General features: G+C 68.9%; 25 protein-coding genes. 7 read left to right on the forward strand and 18 right to left on the reverse strand.

Translation table 11 applies throughout. From position 1 onward, the window contains the following. The first annotated feature begins 14 nt into the window (after nucleotides 1–14). Nucleotides 15–473, forward strand: coding sequence for an STAS domain-containing protein (locus tag G6N31_RS19035; RefSeq protein WP_098001028.1), 459 nt, complete (start codon nucleotides 15–17; stop codon nucleotides 471–473). On the opposite strand, the gene G6N31_RS19040 is transcribed toward G6N31_RS19035, so the two are convergent. From G6N31_RS19040 to fgd, 4 genes are read right to left on the reverse strand one after another with little or no spacing between them, the layout of a single operon-like run. Further along, entirely contained in the window at nucleotides 393–1601 is a 1209-nt protein-coding gene (locus G6N31_RS19040) for an acetate kinase (protein ID WP_098001141.1), read from the reverse strand. The two genes, G6N31_RS19035 and G6N31_RS19040, sit on opposite strands and share 81 nt — an antisense overlap. A gap of 5 nt (nucleotides 1602–1606) precedes the next feature. Then, the gene (gene pta / locus G6N31_RS19045) at nucleotides 1607–3664 is read right to left on the reverse strand and encodes a phosphate acetyltransferase (protein ID WP_234815150.1); all 2058 of its coding nucleotides are present in this window, start codon (nucleotides 3662–3664) and stop codon (nucleotides 1607–1609) included. Between the two features lie 40 nt (nucleotides 3665–3704). Beyond that, nucleotides 3705–4676, reverse strand: a complete 972-nt coding sequence (locus G6N31_RS19050) for an endonuclease/exonuclease/phosphatase family protein (RefSeq protein WP_098001032.1) — start codon at nucleotides 4674–4676, stop codon at nucleotides 3705–3707. 15 nt (nucleotides 4677–4691) lie between these two features. Beyond that, a complete protein-coding gene (gene fgd / locus G6N31_RS19055; protein ID WP_098001034.1) occupies nucleotides 4692–5702 on the reverse strand; it encodes a glucose-6-phosphate dehydrogenase (coenzyme-F420) in 1011 nt (336 codons plus the stop codon). Between the two features lie 23 nt (nucleotides 5703–5725). Here fgd and G6N31_RS19060 point away from each other — a divergent pair, with 23 nt between their 5' ends. After that, nucleotides 5726–6478 carry an MBL fold metallo-hydrolase gene (locus G6N31_RS19060; RefSeq protein WP_098001036.1) on the forward strand — a complete coding sequence of 251 codons (753 nt, stop codon included), beginning with the start codon at nucleotides 5726–5728 and terminating at the stop codon, nucleotides 6476–6478. Here the strand turns inward: G6N31_RS19060 and G6N31_RS19065 are convergent. The 4 genes from G6N31_RS19065 to G6N31_RS19080 are packed head-to-tail and all read right to left on the reverse strand — an operon-like array spanning nucleotide 6460 to nucleotide 8063. After that, complete coding sequence (locus tag G6N31_RS19065; protein WP_098001038.1) at nucleotides 6460–6750, reverse strand: hypothetical protein; 291 nt, start codon at nucleotides 6748–6750, stop codon at nucleotides 6460–6462. The genes G6N31_RS19060 and G6N31_RS19065 overlap by 19 nt on opposite strands. Before the next feature lie 5 nt (nucleotides 6751–6755). After that, nucleotides 6756–7295: a GNAT family N-acetyltransferase gene (locus G6N31_RS19070; protein ID WP_098001040.1), complete on the reverse strand. Its 540-nt coding sequence runs from the start codon at nucleotides 7293–7295 to the stop codon at nucleotides 6756–6758. Then, nucleotides 7273–7734, reverse strand: coding sequence for an SRPBCC family protein (locus G6N31_RS19075; protein WP_098001042.1), 462 nt, complete (start codon nucleotides 7732–7734; stop codon nucleotides 7273–7275). Before G6N31_RS19075 ends, G6N31_RS19070 begins: the two co-directional genes overlap by 23 nt. Continuing rightward, entirely contained in the window at nucleotides 7731–8063 is a 333-nt protein-coding gene (locus tag G6N31_RS19080; protein ID WP_098001044.1) for an ArsR/SmtB family transcription factor, read from the reverse strand. The genes G6N31_RS19075 and G6N31_RS19080 overlap by 4 nt, the downstream gene beginning before the upstream one ends. An 85-nt stretch (nucleotides 8064–8148) precedes the next feature. Between G6N31_RS19080 and G6N31_RS19085 the strand changes: the two genes are divergently transcribed. Next, a complete protein-coding gene (locus tag G6N31_RS19085) occupies nucleotides 8149–8886 on the forward strand; it encodes a DUF899 domain-containing protein (protein ID WP_098001046.1) in 738 nt (245 codons plus the stop codon). Between the two features lie 60 nt (nucleotides 8887–8946). Here G6N31_RS19085 and G6N31_RS19090 read toward each other — a convergent pair whose 3' ends face one another. After that, on the reverse strand, nucleotides 8947–10794 hold the full coding sequence (locus G6N31_RS19090) for an HNH endonuclease signature motif containing protein (protein ID WP_244962245.1): 1848 nt from the start codon (nucleotides 10792–10794) through the stop codon (nucleotides 8947–8949). 145 nt (nucleotides 10795–10939) lie between these two features. Here G6N31_RS19090 and G6N31_RS19095 point away from each other — a divergent pair, with 145 nt between their 5' ends. Further along, entirely contained in the window at nucleotides 10940–11803 is an 864-nt protein-coding gene (locus G6N31_RS19095; RefSeq protein ID WP_098005582.1) for an SDR family oxidoreductase, read from the forward strand. Here G6N31_RS19095 and G6N31_RS19100 read toward each other — a convergent pair. The 6 genes from G6N31_RS19100 to G6N31_RS19125 are packed head-to-tail and all read right to left on the reverse strand — an operon-like array spanning nucleotide 11800 to nucleotide 16036. Next, the gene (locus G6N31_RS19100; protein ID WP_098005580.1) at nucleotides 11800–12204 is read right to left on the reverse strand and encodes a hypothetical protein; all 405 of its coding nucleotides are present in this window, start codon (nucleotides 12202–12204) and stop codon (nucleotides 11800–11802) included. The two genes, G6N31_RS19095 and G6N31_RS19100, sit on opposite strands and share 4 nt — an antisense overlap. Next, nucleotides 12205–13404 (reverse strand): O-succinylhomoserine sulfhydrylase, encoded by a 1200-nt coding sequence (locus tag G6N31_RS19105; RefSeq protein WP_098005578.1) that lies wholly within the window; start codon nucleotides 13402–13404, stop codon nucleotides 12205–12207. After that, entirely contained in the window at nucleotides 13401–13814 is a 414-nt protein-coding gene (locus tag G6N31_RS19110; protein WP_098005576.1) for a rhodanese-like domain-containing protein, read from the reverse strand. Before G6N31_RS19110 ends, G6N31_RS19105 begins: the two co-directional genes overlap by 4 nt. A gap of 19 nt (nucleotides 13815–13833) precedes the next feature. After that, nucleotides 13834–14274: an Rv0361 family membrane protein gene (locus tag G6N31_RS19115; protein WP_098005574.1), complete on the reverse strand. Its 441-nt coding sequence runs from the start codon at nucleotides 14272–14274 to the stop codon at nucleotides 13834–13836. After that, nucleotides 14271–15509: a formate-dependent phosphoribosylglycinamide formyltransferase gene (gene purT, locus G6N31_RS19120; RefSeq protein WP_098005572.1), complete on the reverse strand. Its 1239-nt coding sequence runs from the start codon at nucleotides 15507–15509 to the stop codon at nucleotides 14271–14273. The genes G6N31_RS19115 and purT overlap by 4 nt, the downstream gene beginning before the upstream one ends. After that, nucleotides 15506–16036 carry a MarR family winged helix-turn-helix transcriptional regulator gene (locus tag G6N31_RS19125; RefSeq protein WP_098005570.1) on the reverse strand — a complete coding sequence of 177 codons (531 nt, stop codon included), beginning with the start codon at nucleotides 16034–16036 and terminating at the stop codon, nucleotides 15506–15508. Before G6N31_RS19125 ends, purT begins: the two co-directional genes overlap by 4 nt. A 58-nt stretch (nucleotides 16037–16094) precedes the next feature. Here G6N31_RS19125 and G6N31_RS19130 point away from each other — a divergent pair, with 58 nt between their 5' ends. Genes G6N31_RS19130 through G6N31_RS19140 form a run of 3 tightly spaced genes read left to right on the forward strand, consistent with a single transcriptional unit; the run spans nucleotide 16095 to nucleotide 19594 of the window. Then, nucleotides 16095–18140: an MMPL family transporter gene (locus G6N31_RS19130; RefSeq protein ID WP_098005568.1), complete on the forward strand. Its 2046-nt coding sequence runs from the start codon at nucleotides 16095–16097 to the stop codon at nucleotides 18138–18140. Further along, on the forward strand, nucleotides 18137–19351 hold the full coding sequence (locus G6N31_RS19135) for a cytochrome P450 (RefSeq protein ID WP_098005566.1): 1215 nt from the start codon (nucleotides 18137–18139) through the stop codon (nucleotides 19349–19351). The genes G6N31_RS19130 and G6N31_RS19135 overlap by 4 nt, the downstream gene beginning before the upstream one ends. A gap of 33 nt (nucleotides 19352–19384) precedes the next feature. Further along, nucleotides 19385–19594 (forward strand): ferredoxin, encoded by a 210-nt coding sequence (locus tag G6N31_RS19140; RefSeq protein ID WP_098005564.1) that lies wholly within the window; start codon nucleotides 19385–19387, stop codon nucleotides 19592–19594. 10 nt (nucleotides 19595–19604) lie between these two features. Here the strand turns inward: G6N31_RS19140 and G6N31_RS19145 are convergent, their stop codons facing one another. From G6N31_RS19145 to G6N31_RS19155, 3 genes are read right to left on the reverse strand one after another with little or no spacing between them, the layout of a single operon-like run. Next, nucleotides 19605–20711: a GGDEF domain-containing protein gene (locus G6N31_RS19145; protein WP_098005562.1), complete on the reverse strand. Its 1107-nt coding sequence runs from the start codon at nucleotides 20709–20711 to the stop codon at nucleotides 19605–19607. A gap of 6 nt (nucleotides 20712–20717) precedes the next feature. Further along, the gene (locus G6N31_RS19150) at nucleotides 20718–21365 is read right to left on the reverse strand and encodes a PaaI family thioesterase (RefSeq protein ID WP_098005560.1); all 648 of its coding nucleotides are present in this window, start codon (nucleotides 21363–21365) and stop codon (nucleotides 20718–20720) included. After that, nucleotides 21365–22660: an adenylosuccinate synthase gene (locus G6N31_RS19155; protein ID WP_098005558.1), complete on the reverse strand. Its 1296-nt coding sequence runs from the start codon at nucleotides 22658–22660 to the stop codon at nucleotides 21365–21367. The genes G6N31_RS19150 and G6N31_RS19155 overlap by 1 nt, the downstream gene beginning before the upstream one ends. Between the last annotated feature and the right edge of the window lie 75 nt (nucleotides 22661–22735).

A 22735-nucleotide genomic window follows, 5' to 3' on the forward strand; every position in this document is an offset into this window, starting at 1 on the left:
TGAGGGAGGCCTGCGTGTCATTGTCAGAATCTCTCCCGCCGCCGAGCACGCAGCGCGTGTTCCGCCCCGACCCGACCTCGTTCGCGTTACGCGAGGAACACCACCGCGCCACGTTCTCGGTGAGCGAGCTGCCGCAGTCCACGATCCGGGTCACCGTGCACGGTGAAATCGATGCGACGAACGCGATCCCGCTCGCCCGCTATGTCGAGAAGCGGCTGGGTGCCGCGCGGGCGCTCGCGCTGGATCTGCAAACGGTGGAGTTCTTCGGCGCGTCGGGGTTTGCTGCACTGACCAACATCAACGTCGCCTGCGACCGCGCCGGAGTGCGCTGGACGCTGTTGGCCGGCGCCCATGTGCAGCGGCTGCTCCGGATCTGCGACCCGCTCAACGAATTACCCGTCGCCGTCCCCGTCGCCAAGTACAGCCGCACAGGCCCGGGCGATCGCAAGCTCCTCGTCGGTGGGGATCACTAACACCGTCGTCGGCGCGCCGTCGGGCGAGATCCGTCGGGCCCCCGCAGCGGGGCTCTCGTTGAGATGCTCGTCGACCTCGATACCGAACGCACCGAGACCGGACAACGCATCGCGTCGCACCGTCGCGTCGTTCTCCCCGACTCCCGCGGTGAAGGTGATGACGTCGGCGCCACCGAGCACCGCGAGATACGCACCGATGTACTTACGTAACCGGTGGATGTAGACGTCGTAGGCCAACTGCGCCGCGGCGTCACCCGACGCGATCCGCCGGTGCAGGACGCGGAAGTCCACCTCACCGCCGAGACCGCGCACGCCCGAGCGCCGGTTGAGCATCGACTCGATGTCTTCGACACTCATGCCCGCGGCACGCCACAGGTAGGTGATGATCCCCGGATCGAGGTCCCCGGAACGGGTCCCCATCACCAGACCTTCCATCGGGGTCAGCCCCATCGATGTCTCGACCGGGCGGCCCCCCACGATCGCCGACGCCGACGCACCGTTGCCCAGATGCAACACGATCTGACGCAGGGACGCCGTCGGCACGTCGAGGAACGCGGCGGCCTGCTCGCTGACGTACTGGTGCGAGGTGCCGTGGAAGCCGTACCGACGGATGTCGTAGCGCTCGGCCAGCTCGCGGTCGATGGCGTACGTGGCGGCCGCGGCCGGCAGGTCGTGGAAGAACGCGGTGTCGAACACGGCTACATGCGGGACGTCGGGGTGCGCCTTGCGCGCCACTTCGATACCGAGAATCGCGGGCGGATTGTGCAGCGGCGCCAGCGGACTGAGCTCCCGCAACCGCGCGATCAACGCATCGTCGACGACGGTGGGCCGGTACAGGTCCGGGCCCCCGTGCACCACCCGGTGCCCGACGGCCATCAGATCGAGCTCGGCCAGGCGGATGCCGGCGTCGTCGAGCAGGCTCGACACCATCTGCAGCGCGGCCTCATGGTCGGCCACCCGGTCGTCGCGCTCGAGGGCCTGCGGACCTGCGGTCAGCGACGCCGACGACGCCTCCTCGCCGATCCGTTCGACGATGCCCTCGGCCAACGAGCGTCCCGAATCCGGCTCGAGCAGCTGGAATTTCACCGAAGACGAACCGGAGTTGAGCACCAACACCGATGGTTTCACCACGGTCACCCCTGCGCCTGGATCGCGGTGATCGCCACGGTGTTGACGATGTCCTCCACCAGCGCGCCGCGGGACAGGTCGTTGACGGGCTTGTTGAGTCCCTGCAGCACCGGACCGATCGCGATCGCCCCGGCGCTGCGCTGCACCGCCTTGTAGGTGTTGTTCCCCGTGTTGAGGTCGGGAAAGATCAGCACGGTGGCGTGGCCGGCCACCTCGGAATCGGGCATCTTGGTCGCAGCCACCGACGGCTCCACCGCGGCGTCGTACTGGATCGGGCCCTCCACCAGCAGCTCAGGAGCCCGGGAACGCACGAGTTCGGTTGCCTTCCTGACCTTTTCGACCTCCGCCCCGGATCCCGACGTGCCCGTGGAGTAGGACAGCATCGCCACCCGCGGTTCAATTCCGAACTTCGCGGCGGTGCGTGCCGACGACACCGCGATGTCGGCGAGTTGCTCGGCGGTCGGGTCGGGCACGATCGCGCAGTCCCCGTAGGCCAGCACCTCATCGGCCAGGCACATGAGGAAGATGCTCGACACGGTGGACACGTCGGGCTGGGTCTTGATGATCTCGAACGCGGGCCGCACCGTGTGCGCAGTAGTGTGCCGGGCTCCCGAAACCATGCCGTCGACCATGTCGTTGTAGACGAGCATGGTGCCGAAGTAGGACACATCGTGGATGATCTCGCGGGCCTGTTCGACGGTGACGCCCTTGTGCTTCCGCAGCTCCGCGTACTGCTCGGCGAACTGGTCGCACAACTCGCTGCGGCGCGGGTCGAGCACCGCGGCCGCCGACAGGTCCAGCCCCAGCTCCGCGGCCCGGGCCCGCACCTGTGACTCCTCGCCCAGGATCGTCAGATCCGCCACGCCTCGCTGCAGCAACCGGCCGGCGGCGGTGAGGATGCGGTCGTCATCGCCTTCGGGCAGCACGATGTGTTTGCGGTCGGCACGGGCCTGTTCGATCAGCTGATGGGTGAACATCTGCGGGGTGACGACCGACGGGATCGGAATGGCGAGCTGCGCCAACAGATCCGCGACGTCGACGTGTGCTTCCATCAGAGCCAGTGCGGTGTCGATCTTGCGGTGGGACTGCGAGGTCACCCGGCCGCGGGTCGCGGCCACCCGCCCGGCGGTCTCGAAGGTGCCGAAGCGCGTCTCGATGACGGGGACGCCCAGCCCGAGACCGGTCACCAGCGAGTTGATGGCCGGATGCATCTGCAGCCCGCCATTGAGGATGACGCACGACAGTGACGGGAATCCCTCTGCGGCATGGGCGCTGAGCACGGCGAGCACCACGTCGGAGCGGTCGCCGGGGGTGATGACGGCGACACCCTCGGTCAGGCGTTCGAGCACGTGTTCGGCGGTCATGCCGGCCACCAGGACGTCGAGGGCCACACGAGCGAGCAACGCCCGGTCGCCCCGCACCAGGGTGCCTTCGACAGCGGTTTGCAGCTCGCCGACCGAGGGCGCGAACAGCAGCGGCTCCTCCGGAATGACGTAGGTGCGCGGCTGACCGTCGGCCAGCGCGGAGGCCACGGCGGCCATCTGGCCGGGATCGCAGCGGTTGACCACCACCGCGGCGGTGTGGGCATGCTGGGCCGCGATCTCGTCGACGCAGACATCGACCACCGCGGCGATGCGCTCCGGCGTGCGGTCCTTTCCCTTCACGGCCAGGATCACCGGCGCGCCCAGGTTCGCCGCGATCTGCGCGTTGGTCGACAGCTCGCTGGGTGTCGCGACATCGGTGTAGTCGCTGCCGACGATGAGCACGGCGTCGCACTGGTCGGCCACCCGGTGGTAGCGGTCGACGATGTCGCCGAGTGCGGCCTCCCGGTCCTCGTGCAGCTGCTGGTAACCGACCCCGACACAGTCCTCGTAGGACAGACCGGCGGTGGTCTGGCCCAGCAACAGCTCCAAGATGTAGTCACGGTCTTCACCCAGGCGGGTGATCGGACGGAACACCCCGACCTTGGCGACGGTGGCCGCGAGGCGATGCAGGATGCCCAGCGCGATCGTCGACTTTCCGGTGTCACCCTCCGGCGAGGCGATGTAGATCGCTGTCGTCACAGACCACAGCCTACTGATACGGGCCCTTCGGCTCGGTCGGTCAGCTCGCGGTGATGTCCACCGGCACCCGCACCGTGGCATGCAGCGCGCGGTGGTCGGCTCCGGGTACCGCCACCGCGTGCACGGTCGCCGCGGTGGCGTTACGCACCAGGATGTGATCGATCCCGATGAGCGGTGGAATCATCCCCCGTCCCGGATAGGTGCGGGCAGCACCGCCGCCGGCCTGCACCCCGGCGTCGTCGTAGCCTTGCTCGAGCAATTCGCGGAACGGCGCCATGTCGACGGTGGTGTTGAAGTCGCCGGCCACGATCACCGCACCGGCCCCGGCGCGTTCGGCCATGTCCCGCAGCGTTTCCGGAAACGCCGCGAGGTCGCGCCGCCAGTAATCGATCGGCTGCGGCCAGGGCGCGGCGAGGTGCACGGACAGCACCGTGGTGTCGACGACCACTCCCGGAATCCGGATCCGGGTCCCGAGCATCGGCAGCGAGTAGCCGTCGATCCGGCCGGAATGCACGATCGGGTGGCGGCTCCAGATGCCGATCCCGGACGCCTGCGGCGCGGGCAGCACCACCCGGTACGGGAAGGCGGTGTTCATCCCGGCCGCGGACAGGCCGTCGGCGGCCTCCTGGGTCATCTCCTGCACCGCGACCACGTCGGCCGCTGCATCCGCGAGGGCCACGAAGGCTTGCGAATCCGCCTGCCCCTTAGCGAGATTGGCGGTGAGGACGCGCACGTCGACGGCAGGGTTGGGCGCCGTCGGCGGCCCGAGATAGCGCGGGACGTAGATCCACAACGTCGCCACGGTCACCACCACGGCGACCAGCGTCAGGACCCACCGTCGGCCCAGCGCCAGCACCACCATGGCCACCGGTGCGGCCACCGACAGGAACGGCGCCGCGACCGCGAGGATCATCGTGGCGTGGCTGGTGATCGGTAGATACCGGGCGACCAGCGCCACCACCGCGACGGCCAGGGCCCCTCCGCCCGACACCGTCGCGAGAATTCGCATCATCTCGCGTCGTCGACGTCAGCCGAGGCGTCTGAGCCTGGGTTCCAGGTCCCGCTGAAAAAGCTCGAGGAAGCGGCGCTGGTCGTGCCCCGGCGCGTGGAAGACGAGGTGGTTGAGACCCCAGTCGACGTAGTCCTTCACCTTGGCGACGGCCTCGTCGGGGTCCGACGCCACGATCCACCGCTTGGCGACCTGCTCGATCGGCAGCTCATCGGCGGCCTTCTCCATCTCCATCGGGTCGTCGATGGAGTGCTTCTGCTCGGCGGTCAACGACAGCGGCGCCCAGAACCGGGTGTTCTCCAGCGCCAGGTCGGGATCGGTGTCGTAAGAGATCTTGATCTCGATCATCCGGTCGATGTCGGCGACGTCGCGGTCGGCCTTCTCGGCGCCCTCTTTCACCGCGGGGATGAGTTTGTCCTGGTAGAGCTCTGCGCCCTTGCCCGACGTACAGATGAACCCGTCCCCGGCCCGGCCGGCGTACTTGGCGACGACGGGGCCGCCCGCAGCGATGTAGACGGGCACCCCGCCGTCGGGGACGTCGTAGATCGACGCGCCCTTGAGGCGGTAGTAGTCGCCGTCGAAATCGACGCGGTCACCGAGCCAAAGCTCACGCATCAGCCGCACCGACTCGCGGAGCCGGGCGAAGCGCTCCTTGAACTCGGGCCACTCGCCCTCGTAGCCGGTGGCGATCTCGTTGAGCGCCTCGCCGGTGCCGACGCCGAGGAAGATGCGGCCGGGGTACAGGCACGCCATGGTCGCGAACGCCTGGGCGATGACGGCGGGGTTGTAGCGGAACGTCGGGGTCAGCACCGAGGTGCCGAGCGTGAGGTGCTTGGTGCGCTCCCCCACCGCCGTCATCCACGCCAGGGAGAACGGCGCGTGACCGCCCTCGTGGCGCCACGGCTGGAAGTGGTCGCTGACGGTAGCGCTGTCCATGCCGTGCTCTTCGGCGGCGACAGCGAGTTCGACGAGTTCCCGCGGCGCGAACTGCTCCGCCGACGCCTTGTAGCCCAGTTTCAGTTCAGCCATAACTATGTTTCTACACTCGCCGAATGGCCCCGGCGCTGACAGCCATCACCGACCGCGTTCATTTCGTTGAGACCGACCTGGTCAACTGGACGCTGGTGGCCGGCGACATCGATAGCGGGGGCGGAGTCATGATGATCGACGCAGGCTTCCCCGGCAGTCGTGACGATGTGCTGAATTCGTTGCGGCAGATCGGTTTCGGTCCGGCCGACGTGCGCGCGATCGTGTTGACCCATGCCCACGTCGACCACCTCGGCACCGCGATCTGGTTCGCCGACACCCACGGGGTGCCGGTGTACTGCCACGCCGACGAGGTCGGGCACACCCGCCGCGAGTACCTCGAGCAGGCCGCGCCGCTGCAGATCGCCGCCCACGCGTGGCAACCGCGTTGGCTGGCCTGGTCGGTCGCGATCATGCGCAAAGGAGCGCTGACCCACGCGGGGATCCCCGGCGCACAGCCGCTGACCGCCGACGTGGCGGCCGGCCTCCCGGGCGCGCCGATGCCGGTGCCGACGCCCGGACACACCGGCGGTCACTGCTCCTACCTGGTGGACGGGGTGCTGGTCAGCGGGGACGCACTGGTCACCGGCCATCCGGTGGCCGCGCGACCGGGCCCGCAGCTGCTGCCGTCGGTGTTCAACCATGACGAGCACGCCTGCCGTCGCAGCCTGGACGCTTTGGGGATGCTCGATTGCGACGTACTGCTGCCCGGACACGGCCCGGTGTGGCGGGGCCCGGTGCGCGACGCCGTCGCCGCTGCTCACGCCAGGGTGTCGTAGCCCAGCAGGAACAACGCCGTCAGGCACAGCCCGCAGGCGACCACGATCGACGGCATCAAGATCATCGTGTCGATCTCGTCGTCGTCGAGCACGTCGCCTTCGAACCGCCCGAAGAACACCCGGGCGATACCGGTGCGGCGGAACATGTGCACCAGAGCGCGGACCGCTCGGCTCTGGCGGTAGCGCCCCACGAGCAGCCGGGACACGCCCCCGATGACGAACGTCAGTGCGGCAGCGCCCAGCAGCATCACACCGACGGTGGCTTCCGACACGGGTTTCAGCCTATAGAGCGGGGCCGTCGCGCAGGGCGTGTCGGCGGAGGGGCCAGCTCTTTGAGGAACGCCACCGGGTAGACCTCGTCTCCGTCGGTCGGCAATGGCGCGGCCAGCCGCGTGTAGCCCAGAGACTCGTAGAGCGCCACCGCCTCGGGCTGCCGGTCGCCGGTGGTCAGATAGATCCGGCGATAGCCGGCGACGGCGATGTCGGTTTCCAGCCGCGACACCAGGGCCCGCCCGTGGCCCCGGCGGCGGTGCCGCGCATCGGTCCAGATCCGCTTCAGTTCGGCGGTGTCGTCGTCGAACCGGCGAAAGGCGCCACCAGTCACAGGTCGACCGTCGAGCAGTCCGACCAGCAGGGCCCCGTGGGGCGGCTCGAATTCCGCGGCCGGGTATCTGCGCAGCCAGGCGTGCACTCTCTCGCGGCGCCCGCCGTAGCGGTCGGCGTATTCCACGGCGAGCTCGTCGATCAGCGGCGCGGCCAGCGGGTCGTCCTGACCGACCGGCACGAAGTGCAGTTCATCCACGGCCGGCCGGCGCATCCGCGCGCCGCGGCAGCAGGGCCAGCAGCTGATCGGCGGTCACGGCCCAGCCGTGATCGTGGTCGTCGAACGCCTCGGCCGGCAGCAGCGAATGCTCGATGGACATCAGCGTCTCGGTGTCGCCGACGGGTTCGAACGCGACCCGCACGATGCTCGTCACCGTCGGGTCGCTCCACCCCGAGTGACTCCAGGTGAACCGCAACAGATGTGGCCGGTCGATGTCGAGGAACTGTCCGGTGATGATCACCCGGGTTCCCTCGTCGTCGACGTCGAACCGGACGCGTCCACCGACCCGCGCGTCGATGTGCACCGCCACGCAGCGCGACGGACGGGGACACATCCAGTCCAGCAGAGCGTCGGGATCCAGCCATTCGTCGAACACGTCCCCGGGCGGAGCGGGCAGGGTGCGCTGGACACGGACCACGGGCGCGGCGGTCACCGGCTGCGCTTCTTTCTGAGCAGACGTTCCGACAGCGCATCGGCGCGCGTCGACCAGAACTCGGTCTGTTCCTCCATCCACTGCCGGGCGTGGTCGAGGGCGTGGGGCTGTAACGACAGCCAATGTTCGCGGCCTCGGACTTCCCGCCGGACCAGGCCCGCCGCCTCCAGCACTCCGACGTGGCGCGAAACCCCTGCGAACGACATCGGAAGCGGCTCTGCGAGATCGGTGATGCGCGCATCGCCGTTCCGCAGCGCTTCGAGCAATCGCCGGCGGGTGGGATCGGCGAGCGCCCCGTACGCGCGGTCGAGCACCGAATCTTCAACCATCTTGTTGACTATAGCGGCCTGCCCGTGGTGAGCTGGAGGCAGACATTCAACTACTTTGTTTAATATTTTGGGAGGGCAGAGGCTGATGGACATTCCCGCGATCGTGCCGCCGGCGGACTGGGAAACCGCACTGGCGGAACTGCTGGTCAAAGAGAAGGAGCTGACACGGGCCCGCGACGCGATGGCGGCGATGCGCCGCCGGATGCCGTGGACGCCGGTACGCGCCGACTACCTGTTCGACGGACCGGACGGCCGGGTGAACCTGTTGGATCTCTTCGCGGGGCGCCGCCAGCTCATCGTGTACCGCGCCTTCATGGATCCGGGCGTCGACGACTGGCCCGAACACGGGTGCGTCGGTTGTTCGCTGATGGCCGACCACATCGGCAACCTCGCGCACCTCAACGCCAGAGACACCACCCTGGTCTACGCATCGCGCGCGCAGCAGCGGGATCTGACGCGAATCAAAGAGCGCATGGGGTGGAAGATCCCCTGGTACACAATGCTTCCCGATGAGCGGGGAGCATTCGACGTCGACTTCGGCGTGGACGAGTACCACGGCACCAACGCGTTCATCCGCTGGCCCGGCGAGGGCGGTGATCAGGTGTATCGCACCTACTTCATCAACAACCGCGGCGACGAGGCCTTCGTCAACACCTGGAGCTTTCTCGACATGACGGCGCTGGGCCGACAGGAAACGTGGGAGGACTCTCCCGACGGATACCCGCAATCTGCGCCCTACCAATGGTGGAACTGGCACGATGCGTACGTACCGAACGATTGCCTCACGCCACAAAGTCTGGGGTGTGCGCATTGCGCTGACTGACGCCGAGGTCGTCTACCAAGAAGGCGCCGCCGGGACCGCGGAAATCGTTGCGCTGCAATGTCAGAAGGGTGGTGGGTCGGCGCCTGTTTCGGGCGGCGGTTGCACCTGTCCCAGTTTCTTTTCTCGGGCGCGTTGTTCGCGGGCGCGCTGGTTTTCGCGGGCGCGTTGTTGTTGTTGGGCGCGTTGTTCGGCGTTGTGGGCGCGTTCGGCTTTGTCGCGCGCGGCGGTGTCGGCGGCGCGGTTGCGTCGGCGTCGCGGCATTTTCAGGGTGCCGGCGGCATAGCCCGGCGGGGGTGTCGGTGGTGGGGGCAGGTCGGCGGTGGTGATGGCCGCGCTGGGGAAATACAGGCGGCTGCCGGGTTTGGTGATGTAGGTGTGCCCGGTGGGGGCGGTCCAGATCAGGCTGCCGTCGGGATGTTGTTCGTCGCGCCAGCCGCCCGGGCCGTACCAGAACGTTTTGAGCAGGTGGTGGCCGCGGCACTTGCAGCTGAGGTTGGAGGCGTGGGTGGGTCCGAACGGGTAGGGCACGGTGTGGTCGATGTCGCAGCGTTCGGCGGGGATGTCGCAGCCGGGGAAGCGGCAGAACAGATCGCGCATGCGCACGAACTCCGCCAGCGCTGCTGAGGGCCGATACCGCGGCTCGGGCTCGGGGCCGGGCAGGGTCAGTTCGGAGGTCTTCGCCCCGCCGCGGATCATCTCGGCCAGCAGCGCGATCGGCACCGGCCGCCCATCCAGGCCCAGCGCGGCCCCCCGATCCACCACCCCACCCGAATCGCCAGCAGCGCCACCCTCGGACGTCTGCGGCTCGGACACCTCGGTCACCGCATCCTCGGCCGTCTGCGGCTCGGGCTCGCGCTCGGCATCCCCGGCGGCTTCCGCGGCGGGCTCCTCAGCAGCCGGGCCCTCAGGCGCAGCAGAGTCCTCGGGAGCAGGGTCCTCGGGGGCAGCGCAATCCTCTGGGCCGGTGGGGCTCTCGGGGCCGCCGTCGGCCGCTGAATCCGCTGTTGAAGCAGCCTCCTCGGCGGCGGCGGCCTTCTCAGCTTTGGCGGCGGCGGTGTTCTGGGCGGCGGTGGCGGTGTCATGGGCGATGAGGGCGTGGGCGGCTTCGATCGCGGCCTGATCGGCGATGACTTTGATCACCACGTTGGACCGTGTCGGCCGGACGGGCACCGGACAGTTGGGGGATGCGCACCGGCAGTTCAGATGAAACTCCCCCCGGATGATCGCCCCCATCGCATCGGAACGCCGCTCCCCGGCCGGGCGCGGATCCTCGGCGCACAGCGCACCGACCATCTCGGCGAGGCGCGCTTTGAGCAGCCTCCCGTCGCTGGCCAGCAACTGCCCCCACAGCGCCGCGGTCTCGCTGGGATCATCACTGGCCCCGACATGGATATCGCGGAGCCGCAGGATCTCCCTGCTACGCCGCACCCCGTCGGGGTCGAACCGCTCGATCACCGCATCGATGGCGGATTTGAGCTTCTGCTCCGAGAGGCGGCCCCAACCCACCGCGCACGCCGCCATCCGGTCATCGATCTGGGCCAGCGCCGCCGGATCCTCCACCAACTGGGTCCGCCAACTGATCTCCGAGACCACCCGCGCCCCGACCACCCCGTCGGTGAACAACTGCGCGACCTTGGGCAACCGGTAGCGCAACGCCACCGCGATGTGCATCTGGCCCGAGGCCTTGCGCTGCCCGATGTTCAGCGCCGCGCCGACCTGCGCAGCCGTCGCGGCCCACGGATCAAAGACCCACCCACCGCGCTCATCGTCCTCATCGACATAGCGGTGCACCAACTCCGCGATCGCCGCCGACCGACGCGCACAAATCCGCGCCTCCTCCCGCGCGCTCTGTTCGATCCACGCCACCACCGCCTCATCAGACGCCTCGGCAAACAACGAATCGAACACGTGTTCTATTATGCCAACCTCCACCGACACGATGACGCACCAAATTCTCGGTGTCAGTTCCCGACCCAGGGGCTCGTCGGCGCCGCCATAGACCCTCGCGCCAGCCCCTTCCCCGCCAAACTTGACACGTGTAAAGTCCGGCGGCATGGACAACATCCGCGGCAAGACCATCGCGATCACCGGTGCCGCGCGGGGCATCGGCTACGCCACCGCAGAACACCTCCTCAAGCGCGGCGCGCGCGTCGTCATCGGCGACCGCGACGTCGCCCTCCAAGAGTCCTCGGTGGCCAGGCTGGGCAATCTCGGGCCGGTGTCGGGGTATCCGCTCGACGTCACCGACCGGGAGTCCTTCGCGACGTTCCTCGACAAGGCCCGCACCGACGGGGGCGGCCACATCGACGTCCTGATCAACAACGCCGGCGTCATGCCGATCGGCCCGTTCCTGGACCAGTCCGAGCAGGCCATCCGGTCGTCCATCGAGGTGAACCTCTACGGCGTCATCACCGGCTGCCAGCTGGTGCTGCCCGACATGATCGCCCGACGCCGCGGCCACATCATCAACATCGCCTCGCTATCCGGTCTGATCCCGGTGCCCGGCCAGGTCGTCTACGTCGGCGCCAAGTTCGGTGTGGTCGGGTTGTCCGCGGCGCTGGCCGACGAGGTCGCTCCGCACGGCGTTGAAGTGTCGGTGGTGATGCCCCCGTTCACCCGCACCGAGCTGATCTCCGGCACGCGCGAGACCTCCGCGGTCAAGCCGGTCGAGCCAGAGCAGATCGCCGCCGCGGTCGCCAAGACACTCGACAAGCCCAAGACCCACGTGTCGGTGCCACCGGCGCTGCGCTTCACGGCTCAGGCCGCGCAGATGCTCGGCCCGCGGGGCCGCCGCTGGCTGAACAGGAAGCTCGGGCTCGACACTGTCTTCCTGGACTTCGACACCGCCCAGCGGCAGGGGTACGAGCAGCGCGCCCAATCCGCGCTGGGTGTAGTCGAGGGGCCGAAGCAGCCTTAGCCGAAATCGGGTACCGGCTCACCGAGCCGGTAGGCCTCGATGACGTCCAGGTACTCGAACAGCTCCTCCAGGCCGAACTGGTAATCATCGGCGGTGCCGACGAATATCACGTGCGCCGTCTCGCCGCCGTCCTCGGGCGTCAGCAGCACCACGGTGGCGTCGACGAGTTCGCCGGCGTCGGCGACGTCGGCATGCGACGCCGGCCAGAACCACACCACCCCCACGTCGTCGTCGGCCTCCTCGCTGAACATCCAGCCGCGTTCGGTCAGGCGAGCATCGAAGTCTTCGAGGTCCGCGGCGATCTGGAGTTCGTCGACGACCTGCGCAGGGAGCCAGGTCTGCTCGCGGGCAGCCTGACGCTTCCGGCGGCGGGCCTTCTTCTGCTCCGAACGCCGCGACACTTATCCGAGCGCCCGGTCCAGATCGGCGATCAGGTCGTCGACGCCTTCCAGCCCCACCGAGATCCGGACCACGCCGTCGCCCAGGCCGATCGCGGCGCGGCCCTCGGGCCCCATCGCGCGGTGGGTGGTGGTGGCCGGGTGGGTGATCAGCGACTTGGCATCGCCCAGGTTGTTGGAGATGTCGACGATCTGCAACTTGTCGAGCACCTCGAACGCACGCTCCTTGCTGCCGCCCTTGAGCTCGAACGTGATCACCGTTCCGCCGCCGGTCATCTGGCGCTTGGCCAGGTCGTACTGCGGATGTGAGGTCAGGAACGGGTAACGCACCCAGTTCACCGCGGCGTGCTGCTCGAGATACTCGGCGATGCGCTGCGCCGACGAATTCTGGTGTCCGACACGCAGAGCCAGCGTCTCCAGGCCTTTGAGCAGAGTCCACGCATTGAAGGGACTCAACCCGGGCCCGGTGTGGCGCATCAGCTTCTGCACCGGTTCGTCGATGAACTCCCGGCTGCCCAGGATCGCACCGCCGAGCACCCGTCCCTGACCGTCGATGTGCTTGGTGCCCGAGTACACCACCACATCGACGCCCAACGGGAAGCCCTGCTGCAGAATCGGGGTGGCGAAGACGTTGTCCAACACCACCTTTGCGCCCGCGCCATGCGCCATCTCGGAGACGGCGGCGATGTCGACCAGCTGCTGCATCGGGTTGGACGGCGTTTCGAAGAACACCGCCTGCGTCGGGACCGAGAGCGCCTCCTCCCACTGGGACAGGTCGTCGCCGTCGACGAACACCGTCTCCACTCCCCACCGGGGCAGGATCTCGTTGCAGACCACGAAGCAGGACCCGAACAGGCTGCGCGCCGCGACCAGCCGGTCTCCGGCGGCCAGCAGCGCACCGAGGGCGGTGAACACCGCCGACATGCCCGTCGCGGTGGCGAAGCAGGCGGGCGCCCCCTCGATGAGGCGCAGCCGCTCCTCGAACATGGAGATGGTCGGGTTGCCGTACCGCGAATAGACGTAGCGGTCGATCTCGCCGGTGAACGCCTGTTCGGCGGCCGCCGCACTCTCGTAGACGTAACCAGAGGTCAGGTACAGCGCCTCGGCGGTCTCTTCGAATCCCGAACGCAGCAGACCACCGCGCACTCCGATGGTCTCCTGGCTGACGCCCTCGGGCAGCGGTTGTGGCGTCCGGATGCTCATGACTGCTTCCAGGGCAGCCCTACGGCCTTCCAGCCGGTCGTTCCCCGGTGCTTGTTCTCGTCGAGGTCGCCCTCGAAGCCGTCCAGGATGTTGTAGGACGGACCGATACCAACCTCGGTGGCAGCCTCGGCCGCGCCGATGGAACGGTTGCCCGAGCGGCACAGGAACACCACGGGCCGTTCACCCGGCGTGATCCCGGCGGCCTGCAGATCGTCGACGAAGCCGTCGTTGCGCGATCCGTCGGTCCGGTTCCATTCGATGAACACCGCGTCGCGCTGCAGCGCGGTCAGATCCGGTACCCCGACGAAGCGCCACTCGGCGTCGGTGCGAACATCGACGAGCACGGCATCGGCATTCTCACTCAGCAGCTTCCATGCCTGCTCTGGGGTGATGTCTCCGGCATAACTCACGGTCGGAAGTGTCGCACAGCTAGCTCGGACCGGGCGAACAGACCTTCCAGCCGCCACCCTCGCGCACGAAGGTGGTCGGCACGGTTTCCTTGGCCTCGCGGTTGCTGTCGAAGTAGTAGGTGACATCCGCGGTGGCCCGGTCGCCCTCGATGACGACGGCATCCACGCGCTCCACCACCCGGTTGCCACGCTGCGACTCCGATTCGCGTTGCCGGTCAAGGACTTCGGACTCGCTGCGATGCAAGGCGACGCACGAGTACGACCTGAAATCGGCATAATCGAGTCGCTGCAACGCGTCGTTCTGGCCTGCCGCGACGCGCGCTATCTGCTGCTCTTCGGTGAGTCCGTCGCCGGAGAACACGTTGAACAGCCAGATTGCGATCACGACGGCGACGATGATGGCCAACGCCCCCAGGAACGGGCCGGCGCTGGAGCCGGTGGACTCCTCGGACTCGGTCATCGATGGCTCCGCAGGACGGCGGCGATGCGGCGGACCCGGTCGCGCGCGACGATCACGTCCGGCGCGGTTGCGGTGGCGACCGTGGCCCAGGGTCGCCCGGCAGACTGGTCGGTCCCGCGGAAGACCCGGACATCGCTCTCGGCCACCGCCAGCGCCTCGGCCAGTTCCCGGCGCCGGGTCTCGCCGGCGACCGCGACGGTAGAGGCACCTTCGACGGCCCTGTAGGTCACCTCGACCGCGCTGGGGGAGATCATGATCGTGTCCACCGGCAGACCGAGGATGGCCCGGGCGTGCAACTCGAACTCCGAGAGCCGCTGCGACCGCAAGGTGACCAGCCCGGTGTCATGCGGGCGGGGTCGGACGTCGGCGAAGTACACCTCGTCTCCGCGCACCAGCAACTCCACGGCGAACAGGCCGCGGCCGCCCAGCGAGTTCACGATGCGGGCCGCGATCGATTTCGCCGCGTCCAGCGCAGCCGCGGACAGTTGTTGGGGCTGCCACGCCTCCACGGTGTCGCCGTCGAGTTCGTGGTGGCCGATCGGCTCGAAGAAAGACACGGCCGGGCCGGCGGGACCCGTCGTGCGCACGGTCAACAGCGTCACCTCGACGTCGACCTCGACGACGGACTCGGCCATCACCCGGTGCAGACTCAGCCGACCGCCGGCGACAGCGCGGCGCCAGGCGGGTTCGATGTCGTCGGGCCGCAGCAGCACCGACTGCCCCTCCCCGGGTGCTGCCGCGACGGGCTTGACCACCAGCGGGAAGCCGGCGTGCTTGGCGACCGCCCCCAATTCCTCGACCGATCCGGCGAACCAGAACGGAGCGGTAGGCAGTCCCAGCTCGTCGGCGGCCAGCCGTCGCAGTCCCTCGCCGTCCAGCGACAGGCGGACGCTGCGCGGGGTCGGGAACACCTCGACCTCGGCGCGTTCGGCCACCGCGATCAACGCGTCGGTGGCCACAGCGCCGGTGTCGGCGACGACGATGTCGGGCTTCTCCGCGTCGATCAACGCCGTCAGAGCCGCGCCGTCCGTGAGGGTGAGGACCGCCGAGCGGTCGGCCACGGTGTGGGCCGGCGCGTCTGGGTACTCGTCCGCGGCGATGACCTCAGCGCCCAGGTGCTGGAACGCCAGCACCAGTTCGCGGCTGCGTTCGCCTGCTCCGAGCAGCAGGACCGTGGCCGTGGCACGGCCCGCCGCGTGTTCGGCGGGCGCGCCGCCGTCCGTCGTGTCACTCATCGACGACCAAGCCTGCCAGACCCGGGCGGCCCGTGGGACACACCGGGCTCGGGGTCGGTGTCCAACTGCGCCCGGAACTGCGCCATCGCGTCGATCAACGCGCCGAACACCCGGTGCGCCGCGCGCAAATCGCTGTCGGGCAGCCCGGACAGAGCGGCATGGGTGTGCCGCTCCAACGGGGTGAAGAATTCGCGCGCCACGGCCCTTCCGTGGTCGGCGACGCGCAGCATCACCTTGCGCCGGTCGTCCGGGTCAGTCCCGCGCAACAGGTGGCCTGACCCGATCATCCGCTCGACGAGGTAGGTGACCGCCGCTCCGGACACTCCGAGGCGTCGGCTGAGCTCCCCCGCCGTCAGCGGTCGGCCGGCCGACTCGGCCACCATGACGTGCAGCAGTGCGCGGAAATCCGTGGTCGTCAGCGTGTGCAGATCGGCGAAGTCGTGGCCGATCTGGTCAGATGCCGCACTCAGTGCCCGCACGTCCGCGGCCACCAGCGCCTCCAGCCCCGCCCGGTCGATGTCGTCCACACTGCAACCCTATCGAATTTCAATTGATTAATTATTAATCTTCTGAAATATTGGAGTGATGTCCCGTCGTTTCTCTTGGCTGCTCGCCCTGGTCATCGTGGCCCTGTCCGGCGCTCTGATGGGTCTGGTCGGCGGTGGCGACTCGAGTTCGCAGTCCCCTGTTGCGGTTCCGGCGGGGGCGGAATCCGCGCGCGCCGACACGGTCCGGTCGGAGTTCCCCGGCGGAGACCGGGTACCCGCGATCCTGGTCGTCACACGTGCGGACGGGTCGACCCTCACGTCGCAGGACCTCGCGGCCGTCGACGCGGCACGCGAGCGGATGTTCGCCGTCGCCGACGCGGACTCCGCACCGCCGTCGGGTCCGCCGCGGGTGGTCTCCGAGGACGGCGAGGCGGCGGTCGTGACCGTTCCGCTGAGCAGTGAGCTGTCCGGCTTCGCGCTGACCGACAAGGTCGAGGAACTGCGCAGCGCGGCGGGCGAGGGGCTGCCGACGGATCTACGCGCCGAGGTCACCGGCGGGCCCGCATTCGGCGCCGACATCGCGAACTCGTTCTCCGGTGCCAACTTCACCCTGCTGGCGGTCACGGCCACCGTGGTGGCGCTGCTGCTGATCATCACCTACCGGTCACCGGTGCTGTGGCTGGCGCCGCTGCTCGTGATCGGGTTCGCCGACCGGGTCGCCGCAGTGCTCGGCACGGCGGTCGCCCAACTGTTCGACATGACTCCCGACGGCTCGACGTCGGGCATCACCAGCGTGCTGGTCTTCGGGGCCGGCACGAACTATGCGCTGCTGCTGATCTCGCGGTATCGCGAGGAGTTGGGCCGCAGAGAGTCTCACTGGGAGGCACTGGACACGGCGGTGCGCCGCGCCGGCCCGGCCATTGTCGCCAGCAACGCCACCGTGGTGTTGGCGCTGTTGACGCTGCTGCTGGCCGTCGCACCGAGCACCCGCAGCCTCGGCGTGCAGGCCGCGTCCGGGTTGGTGGTCGCCGCCGTGTTCGTGCTGCTGGTGCTGCCGCCGCTGCTCGGCGTGTTCGGCCGGAAGTTGTTCTGGCCCTTCATTCCCCGCCTCGGGGACCGCGCCCTGACCGATGCCGGCATCTGGCACCGGATCGCCGCCGGGGTGGCCCGGCGCCCGGCTGCCGTCGCGGCGGTGGCCATCGGCGCGCTCGCGGTGCTGTGCACGGGTCTGTTCGGCACCCCCGTGGGCCTGTCGCAGACCGAGCAGTTCCGCGTCGAGGCCGAATCGGTGAACGGCTTCGAGACGTTGTCTGCACATTTCCCCAGCGGGGTGACCGACCCGACGCGGGTGATCGCCTCCACCGACCGCAGCGCGGACGTGCAGCGGGCCATCACCGAGACACCCGGAGTGGTGTCGGCCAACCCCGCCGGTACGTCGCCGGACGGGTTGACGCAGTGGTCGGTGGTGCTGGCCGCCGAGCCCGCCTCCGACGAAGCGTTCGACACCATCGACGCGCTGCGCGACAACGTCCACGGCGCCGACGAGCAGGCCCTGGTCGGCGGCTCCGACGCCAAGGCGCGCGACGCGGCTGCGGCGGCCGCGCACGACCGGGCCGTGGTGATACCGGCAATCCTGATCGTGGTGCTGGCGGTGCTGTACGTGCTGCTGCGCGCCGCGCTGGCCCCGCTGATCCTGGTCGCGGTCACCGTGCTGAGCGCGCTGGCCGCGCTGGGCCTCGGCGGCTGGGCCAGCGTGCACGTGTTCGGGTTCCCCGGCCTGGACGTCACCGCACCGCTGTTCGCGTTCCTGTTCCTGGTGGCCCTCGGCGTGGACTACACGATCTTCCTCGTCACCCGGGCCCGCGAGGAGACACCCGAGCACGGGACCCGCGACGGCATCGTGCGGGCGGTGTCGGCCACCGGGGCCGTCATCACCAGCGCCGGCATCGTGCTGGCCTCGGTGTTCTGCGTGCTCGGTGTGCTGCCGCTGATCGTGCTGACCCAGATCGGCATCATCGTGGGCCTGGGCATCCTGCTCGACACGTTCGTCGTGCGCACGGTGATCATCCCGGCCCTGTTCACGCTGATCGGCCCGAAGGTCTGGTGGCCGGCCCTGCGCGGAGACCGTAACGTCGACGCATGACCGAGGCCCGCACGGCCGGCCCGCCGCTGCCGCCACTGCACATGCGCCGCGACGGCCTGGAGCCGGTCGCCGGGCTGCGGGAGTTGCGGCAGGACACCGGCGTGGCGATGGTGACGGGCGCGTTCGGCGTGCCGGTGTACCTGGTGACGCGGTACGACGACGTCAAGGCCGTGCTGTCCGACCATCATCGTTTCTCCAACCGTCGCCCGCCGGGTGCGGTGGCGCCCGGGAGCGGGGTCGACGAGGACGAGCTCACCCGCGCCCGGTCGGGCAACCTGCTGGCGCTCGACCCGCCCGAGCACCAACGGCTGCGTCGCATGCTCACCGGCGAGTTCACGTTGCGGCGGATGAAGCGCCTGCAGCCGCGCATTGTCGAGATCGTCAACGATGCGCTCGACGCCATGGCTGCCGCGGGTCCGCCCGCCGACCTGGTCGAACACTTCGCGCTCCCTGTTCCGTCGCTGGTGATCTGTGAGCTGCTCGGCGTGCCCTACGCTGACCGCGCCGATTTCCAGCGGCGCAGCGCCCGTCAGCTCAACCTGTCGATCCCGATCCCGGAACGTCTGCAACTGCAGCGGGAGGGCCGCGACTACATGGGGACGCTGGTGGCCGCGGCCCGGTCCGAACCCCGGGACGACATCCTCGGCATGTTGATCCGTGAGCACGGCGCGGATCTCACCGACGACGAATTGATCGGCATTGCGAGCCTGCTGTTGCTGGCCGGCCACGAGACGACGTCGAACATGCTGGCGCTGGGAACGTTGACGCTGCTGCGTCACCCCGACCAGCTCGCGGCCGTGCGCGACGACCCCGCCGCGGTGGCGCCCGCGATCGAGGAGCTGATGCGCTGGCTGTCGATCGTGCATACCGCGATCCCGCGGCTGGCCACCACCGACGTCGAGGTCGCCGGCGTCCGGATACCGGCCGGGTCGCTGGTCTTCGCCTCTCTGCCGTCGGCAAACCGCGACCCCGAATTCATCGACCGCCCCGACGTTTTCGATATCAACCGCGGTGCGCTGGGGCACGTGGGCTTCGGACACGGGGTGCATCACTGTCTGGGGGCTCCGCTGGCCCGGATGGAGATGGCGACCGCTTTCCCGGCGCTGCTGCGGCGGTTCCCGGCGCTGCGACTGGCCGAGGACTTCGCCGATGTGCAGTTCCGCAGCTTCCATTTCATCTACGGTCTGGCATCGTTGAAGGTCACGTGGTGATCTTGGGGCGCACGGCGCGCAAGGGAGATTGAGATGAGTTCCGAGGAACGCAAGCGGGTGGGCGCCGAACGCGAGTTCTGCATTCAAGCGGGCAACTGCGTGATGGTGGCCGGCGAGGTCTTCGACCAGGACGACGACGGCATCGTCGTGGTGCTCACCGAGGAGGTGACGGGCGAGTCGATCGAGCATGCCCGCGACGCCATCAACCTGTGCCCCGCCAACGCGCTGCGCTTCGAGGAGTGACGGGACGCTCTCAGTCGGGCACGATCGGTTCGGCGACCACGGTCTGGTTGCCGCCGGCGTGCTTGGCCCGGTACATCGCCTGATCGGCGTGCTCGACTAGGGCGCGCACCGCCGTGCGGACGTCGTGCCCGTCGAGACGCATGGTGGCGACCCCGATGCTGACCGTCGGCACCACCGCCGCGGCGCTGGCCGCCAGCGCCTGGTGCAGCCGCTCGGCCAGCCGGGCCATCACGGCCGGTTCGGCGTCGGCGACGATCACGAACTCTTCGCCGCCGGTGCGGGCACTGACCGAGCGCACCCCCGACTGCGCCACCGCGTCGCGCGCCGCGTCGGCAACCGCGACGAGTACCCGGTCCCCCGCGTCGTGGCCGTGACTGTCGTTGATCGCCTTGAACTTGTCGACGTCGATGGCCAGCACGCCGATACGGCCGCTTCCGGTCGGCACCAGTTCGGTCACGTCGGAGTCGAAGCCGCGCCGGTTGTACAGCCGCGTCAGCGGGTCGTGCAGCGCGTCCATCGCACCGGTCCGTAGTGCCAGCAGATAGGACTGCACGATCACCGGCACTCCGATGACCGTCGGCATCAGGACCAACAGCCGCACCGTGGTGATCTCGGGCGTGGCGGTTTCCTGGTACAACGCCATGCCGTAGAAGTAGGCGAACGCCGCGGTGGTGAACACCAGGTGCGCGAGCAGCGCACGCGGCCCGTGCGCGATGACGACGTAGATACCGTTGGCCGCCAGCAGTGCGAGTCCGGGCATCGCGGTGAACGCGTCGGCGCAGCAGAAGATCACCGCGACCACGGCGAGGTCGGCGTAGACCACGAAGCCCGCCGACTGCGTGGCCGAGGGCCACGGCCCGACGATCCAGATGACGCCGAGCACCGTGGAGCTCACCGCGATGACCATCACGATGACCTGCGCGCCCGGGGGGCCGCCGTCGAGCAGCTCGCTGTTCGCCGTCAGCGTCGCAGTGACGCCGTAGAGCAACGCGAAGGCGCCGATGAACACCTGGTGCACGCGCTGGAATCCGCGCGATCGGAAATGCCGCTCAGTCCAGTCGAAGTCGAACGGCTGCCGCCACCAGCTCCGGAAGAATTCGCCGAACCCCTTTTCCATCGGAGTTCACGGTTGGCCGGGCAAGAGGCGGATCATCAGGCCGTTGGACTCGGCGAGCACGTTCCCCTCGGCGTCGAGCAGTTCGGCGTTGACGAACGCCTTGCGCCCCTCGGCTTCCCGCAACCAGCCCCGCGCGGTCAGCGTGGTGTCGACGGGAGTCACCCTGCGGTAGTCCACGTGCAAGAACGCGGTGCGGCTGATCGGCCGGCCGGTCGCGTGGATGACCATGCCGAACATGGAGTCGAACAGCAGCGGCAGCACACCGCCGTGTACGGCGTGGTTGCCGCCGACGTGGTAGCGGCTGAACGTGACCTCCAACTCGATGCCGTCGGCCTCGAACTTCGTCACCGTCCACGGCGGCATCAGCAGGCTCCCCGCACCGGGCAGCGACGGCACCCGGTTGGCGGGGCCGACGCCCTCCCCGGCGGTGTAGGGGTCCAGCAGATCGACGAGGGCTTCGACGCGGTCGGCCGCGTCCTCCCAGGTGGCCGGATCCGGGTCCGCCGACACGGCCAGGTCCTGGGCACGGCGCATCGCGGTCAGGAACCGCTCGAACCCCGGGCCGGGCTGGGCCGGCTCGAAGACCGGGAAGCCGCCGTGGCGGTCGTAGTCCGGATCTACGCGACGCGGATCGAGCCCGTAGTCAGCCGACATCAACGGGCCGCCAGCACATCGCGGCGCACGATGGTCTGATCCCGCCCCGGCCCGACCCCGATGCACGAAACATGCGCCCCGGCAAGCTCTTCGAGGCGCAACACGTAGTCCCGGGCCTTGGCCGGCAGATCCTCGAATTCCCGGGCGCCGGAGATGTCCTCCCACCAACCGGGCATCTCCTCGTAGATCGGTTCGGCGCGGGCGATGTCGCTCTGCGTCATCGGCATCTCGTCGGTGCGTTTGCCGTCGACGGTGTAGCCGACACAGATCGGCACGGTCTGCAGGCTCGAGAGCACGTCGAGCTTGGTCAAAAAGTAGTCGGTGATGCCGTTGACCCGCGTGGCGTAGCGGGCGATGACGGCGTCGAACCAGCCGCAGCGGCGGGCGCGACCGGTGGTGACACCGACCTCGCCGCCGGTCTTGGCCAGGTACTCGCCGTGCTCGTCGAACAGCTCGGTCGGGAACGGGCCGGAGCCGACCCTGGTGGTGTAGGCCTTCAGGATCCCGAGCACCGTCGTGATGCGGGTGGGCCCGATGCCCGAGCCGACCGACGCTCCACCGGCGGTCGGATTAGACGACGTGACAAAGGGATACGTGCCGTGATCGACGTCGAGCAGCGTGCCCTGCGAACCCTCCAGCAGCACCGTCTCGCCGCGTTCGAGCGCGGTGTTGAGCAGCAACCGGGCATCGGCGATGCGGTGTTTGAAGCCCTCGGCCTGCTCGAGCAGCGTGTCGACCACCTCGGCCGGGTCGAGCGCCTTGCGGTTGTAGATCTTGACCAGCACCTGGTTCTTGAATTCCAGTGCGCCCTCGATCTTCTCGGCCAGCACCTGCGGGTCCTGCACGTCGGCGACCCGGATGCCCTGCCGGGCGATCTTGTCCTGGTAACAGGGACCGATGCCGCGGCCGGTGGTGCCGATCTTCTTGCTGCCGGCGTAGCGCTCCACCACCTTGTCGATCGCGACGTGGTATGGCATGAGCAGGTGCGCGTCGGCCGAGATCAACAACCGCTCGGTGTCGACGTTGCGGTCCTCGAGGCCGCGCAGCTCGGTCAGCAGCACCGCCGGGTCGACGACCACACCGTTGCCGATCACGTTGGTCACCCCGGGGGTCAGGATGCCCGACGGGATCAGGTGCAGCGCGAAGTTCTCTCCCGTGGGCAGAACCACGGTGTGGCCCGCATTGTTGCCGCCCTGGTAGCGCACCACCCACTGGACACGTCCACCGAGCAGATCTGTGGCTTTCCCCTTGCCCTCGTCACCCCACTGGGCGCCGATGAGGACGATTGCCGGCATGCGTCGTCTCCCGCTGTCTTCCGAGCATTCCGCCCTCGATAATGTGTGCAGCCGGTGAGCTACCTTATCTGATCC

The organism is Mycolicibacterium duvalii, assembly GCF_010726645.1.
In the GTDB taxonomy this organism is placed as follows: Bacteria; Actinomycetota; Actinomycetes; order Mycobacteriales; family Mycobacteriaceae; genus Mycobacterium; species Mycobacterium duvalii.

Coding starts and splice junctions, on each gene's coding strand:
- G6N31_RS19050 (WP_098001032.1), bottom strand. CDS start 4,676: ATGATGCGAATTCTCGCGACGGTGTCGGGCGGAGGGGCCCTGGCCGTC.
- fgd (WP_098001034.1), bottom strand. CDS start 5,702: ATGGCTGAACTGAAACTGGGCTACAAGGCGTCGGCGGAGCAGTTCGCG.
- G6N31_RS19060 (WP_098001036.1), top strand. CDS start 5,726: ATGGCCCCGGCGCTGACAGCCATCACCGACCGCGTTCATTTCGTTGAG.
- G6N31_RS19070 (WP_098001040.1), bottom strand. CDS start 7,295: ATGCGCCGGCCGGCCGTGGATGAACTGCACTTCGTGCCGGTCGGTCAG.
- G6N31_RS19080 (WP_098001044.1), bottom strand. CDS start 8,063: ATGGTTGAAGATTCGGTGCTCGACCGCGCGTACGGGGCGCTCGCCGAT.
- G6N31_RS19085 (WP_098001046.1), top strand. CDS start 8,149: ATGGACATTCCCGCGATCGTGCCGCCGGCGGACTGGGAAACCGCACTG.
- G6N31_RS19095 (WP_098005582.1), top strand. CDS start 10,940: ATGGACAACATCCGCGGCAAGACCATCGCGATCACCGGTGCCGCGCGG.
- G6N31_RS19105 (WP_098005578.1), bottom strand. CDS start 13,404: ATGAGCATCCGGACGCCACAACCGCTGCCCGAGGGCGTCAGCCAGGAG.
- G6N31_RS19115 (WP_098005574.1), bottom strand. CDS start 14,274: ATGACCGAGTCCGAGGAGTCCACCGGCTCCAGCGCCGGCCCGTTCCTG.
- purT (WP_098005572.1), bottom strand. CDS start 15,509: ATGAGTGACACGACGGACGGCGGCGCGCCCGCCGAACACGCGGCGGGC.
- G6N31_RS19130 (WP_098005568.1), top strand. CDS start 16,095: ATGTCCCGTCGTTTCTCTTGGCTGCTCGCCCTGGTCATCGTGGCCCTG.
- G6N31_RS19135 (WP_098005566.1), top strand. CDS start 18,137: ATGACCGAGGCCCGCACGGCCGGCCCGCCGCTGCCGCCACTGCACATG.
- G6N31_RS19140 (WP_098005564.1), top strand. CDS start 19,385: ATGAGTTCCGAGGAACGCAAGCGGGTGGGCGCCGAACGCGAGTTCTGC.
- G6N31_RS19145 (WP_098005562.1), bottom strand. CDS start 20,711: ATGGAAAAGGGGTTCGGCGAATTCTTCCGGAGCTGGTGGCGGCAGCCG.
- G6N31_RS19150 (WP_098005560.1), bottom strand. CDS start 21,365: ATGTCGGCTGACTACGGGCTCGATCCGCGTCGCGTAGATCCGGACTAC.
- G6N31_RS19155 (WP_098005558.1), bottom strand. CDS start 22,660: ATGCCGGCAATCGTCCTCATCGGCGCCCAGTGGGGTGACGAGGGCAAG.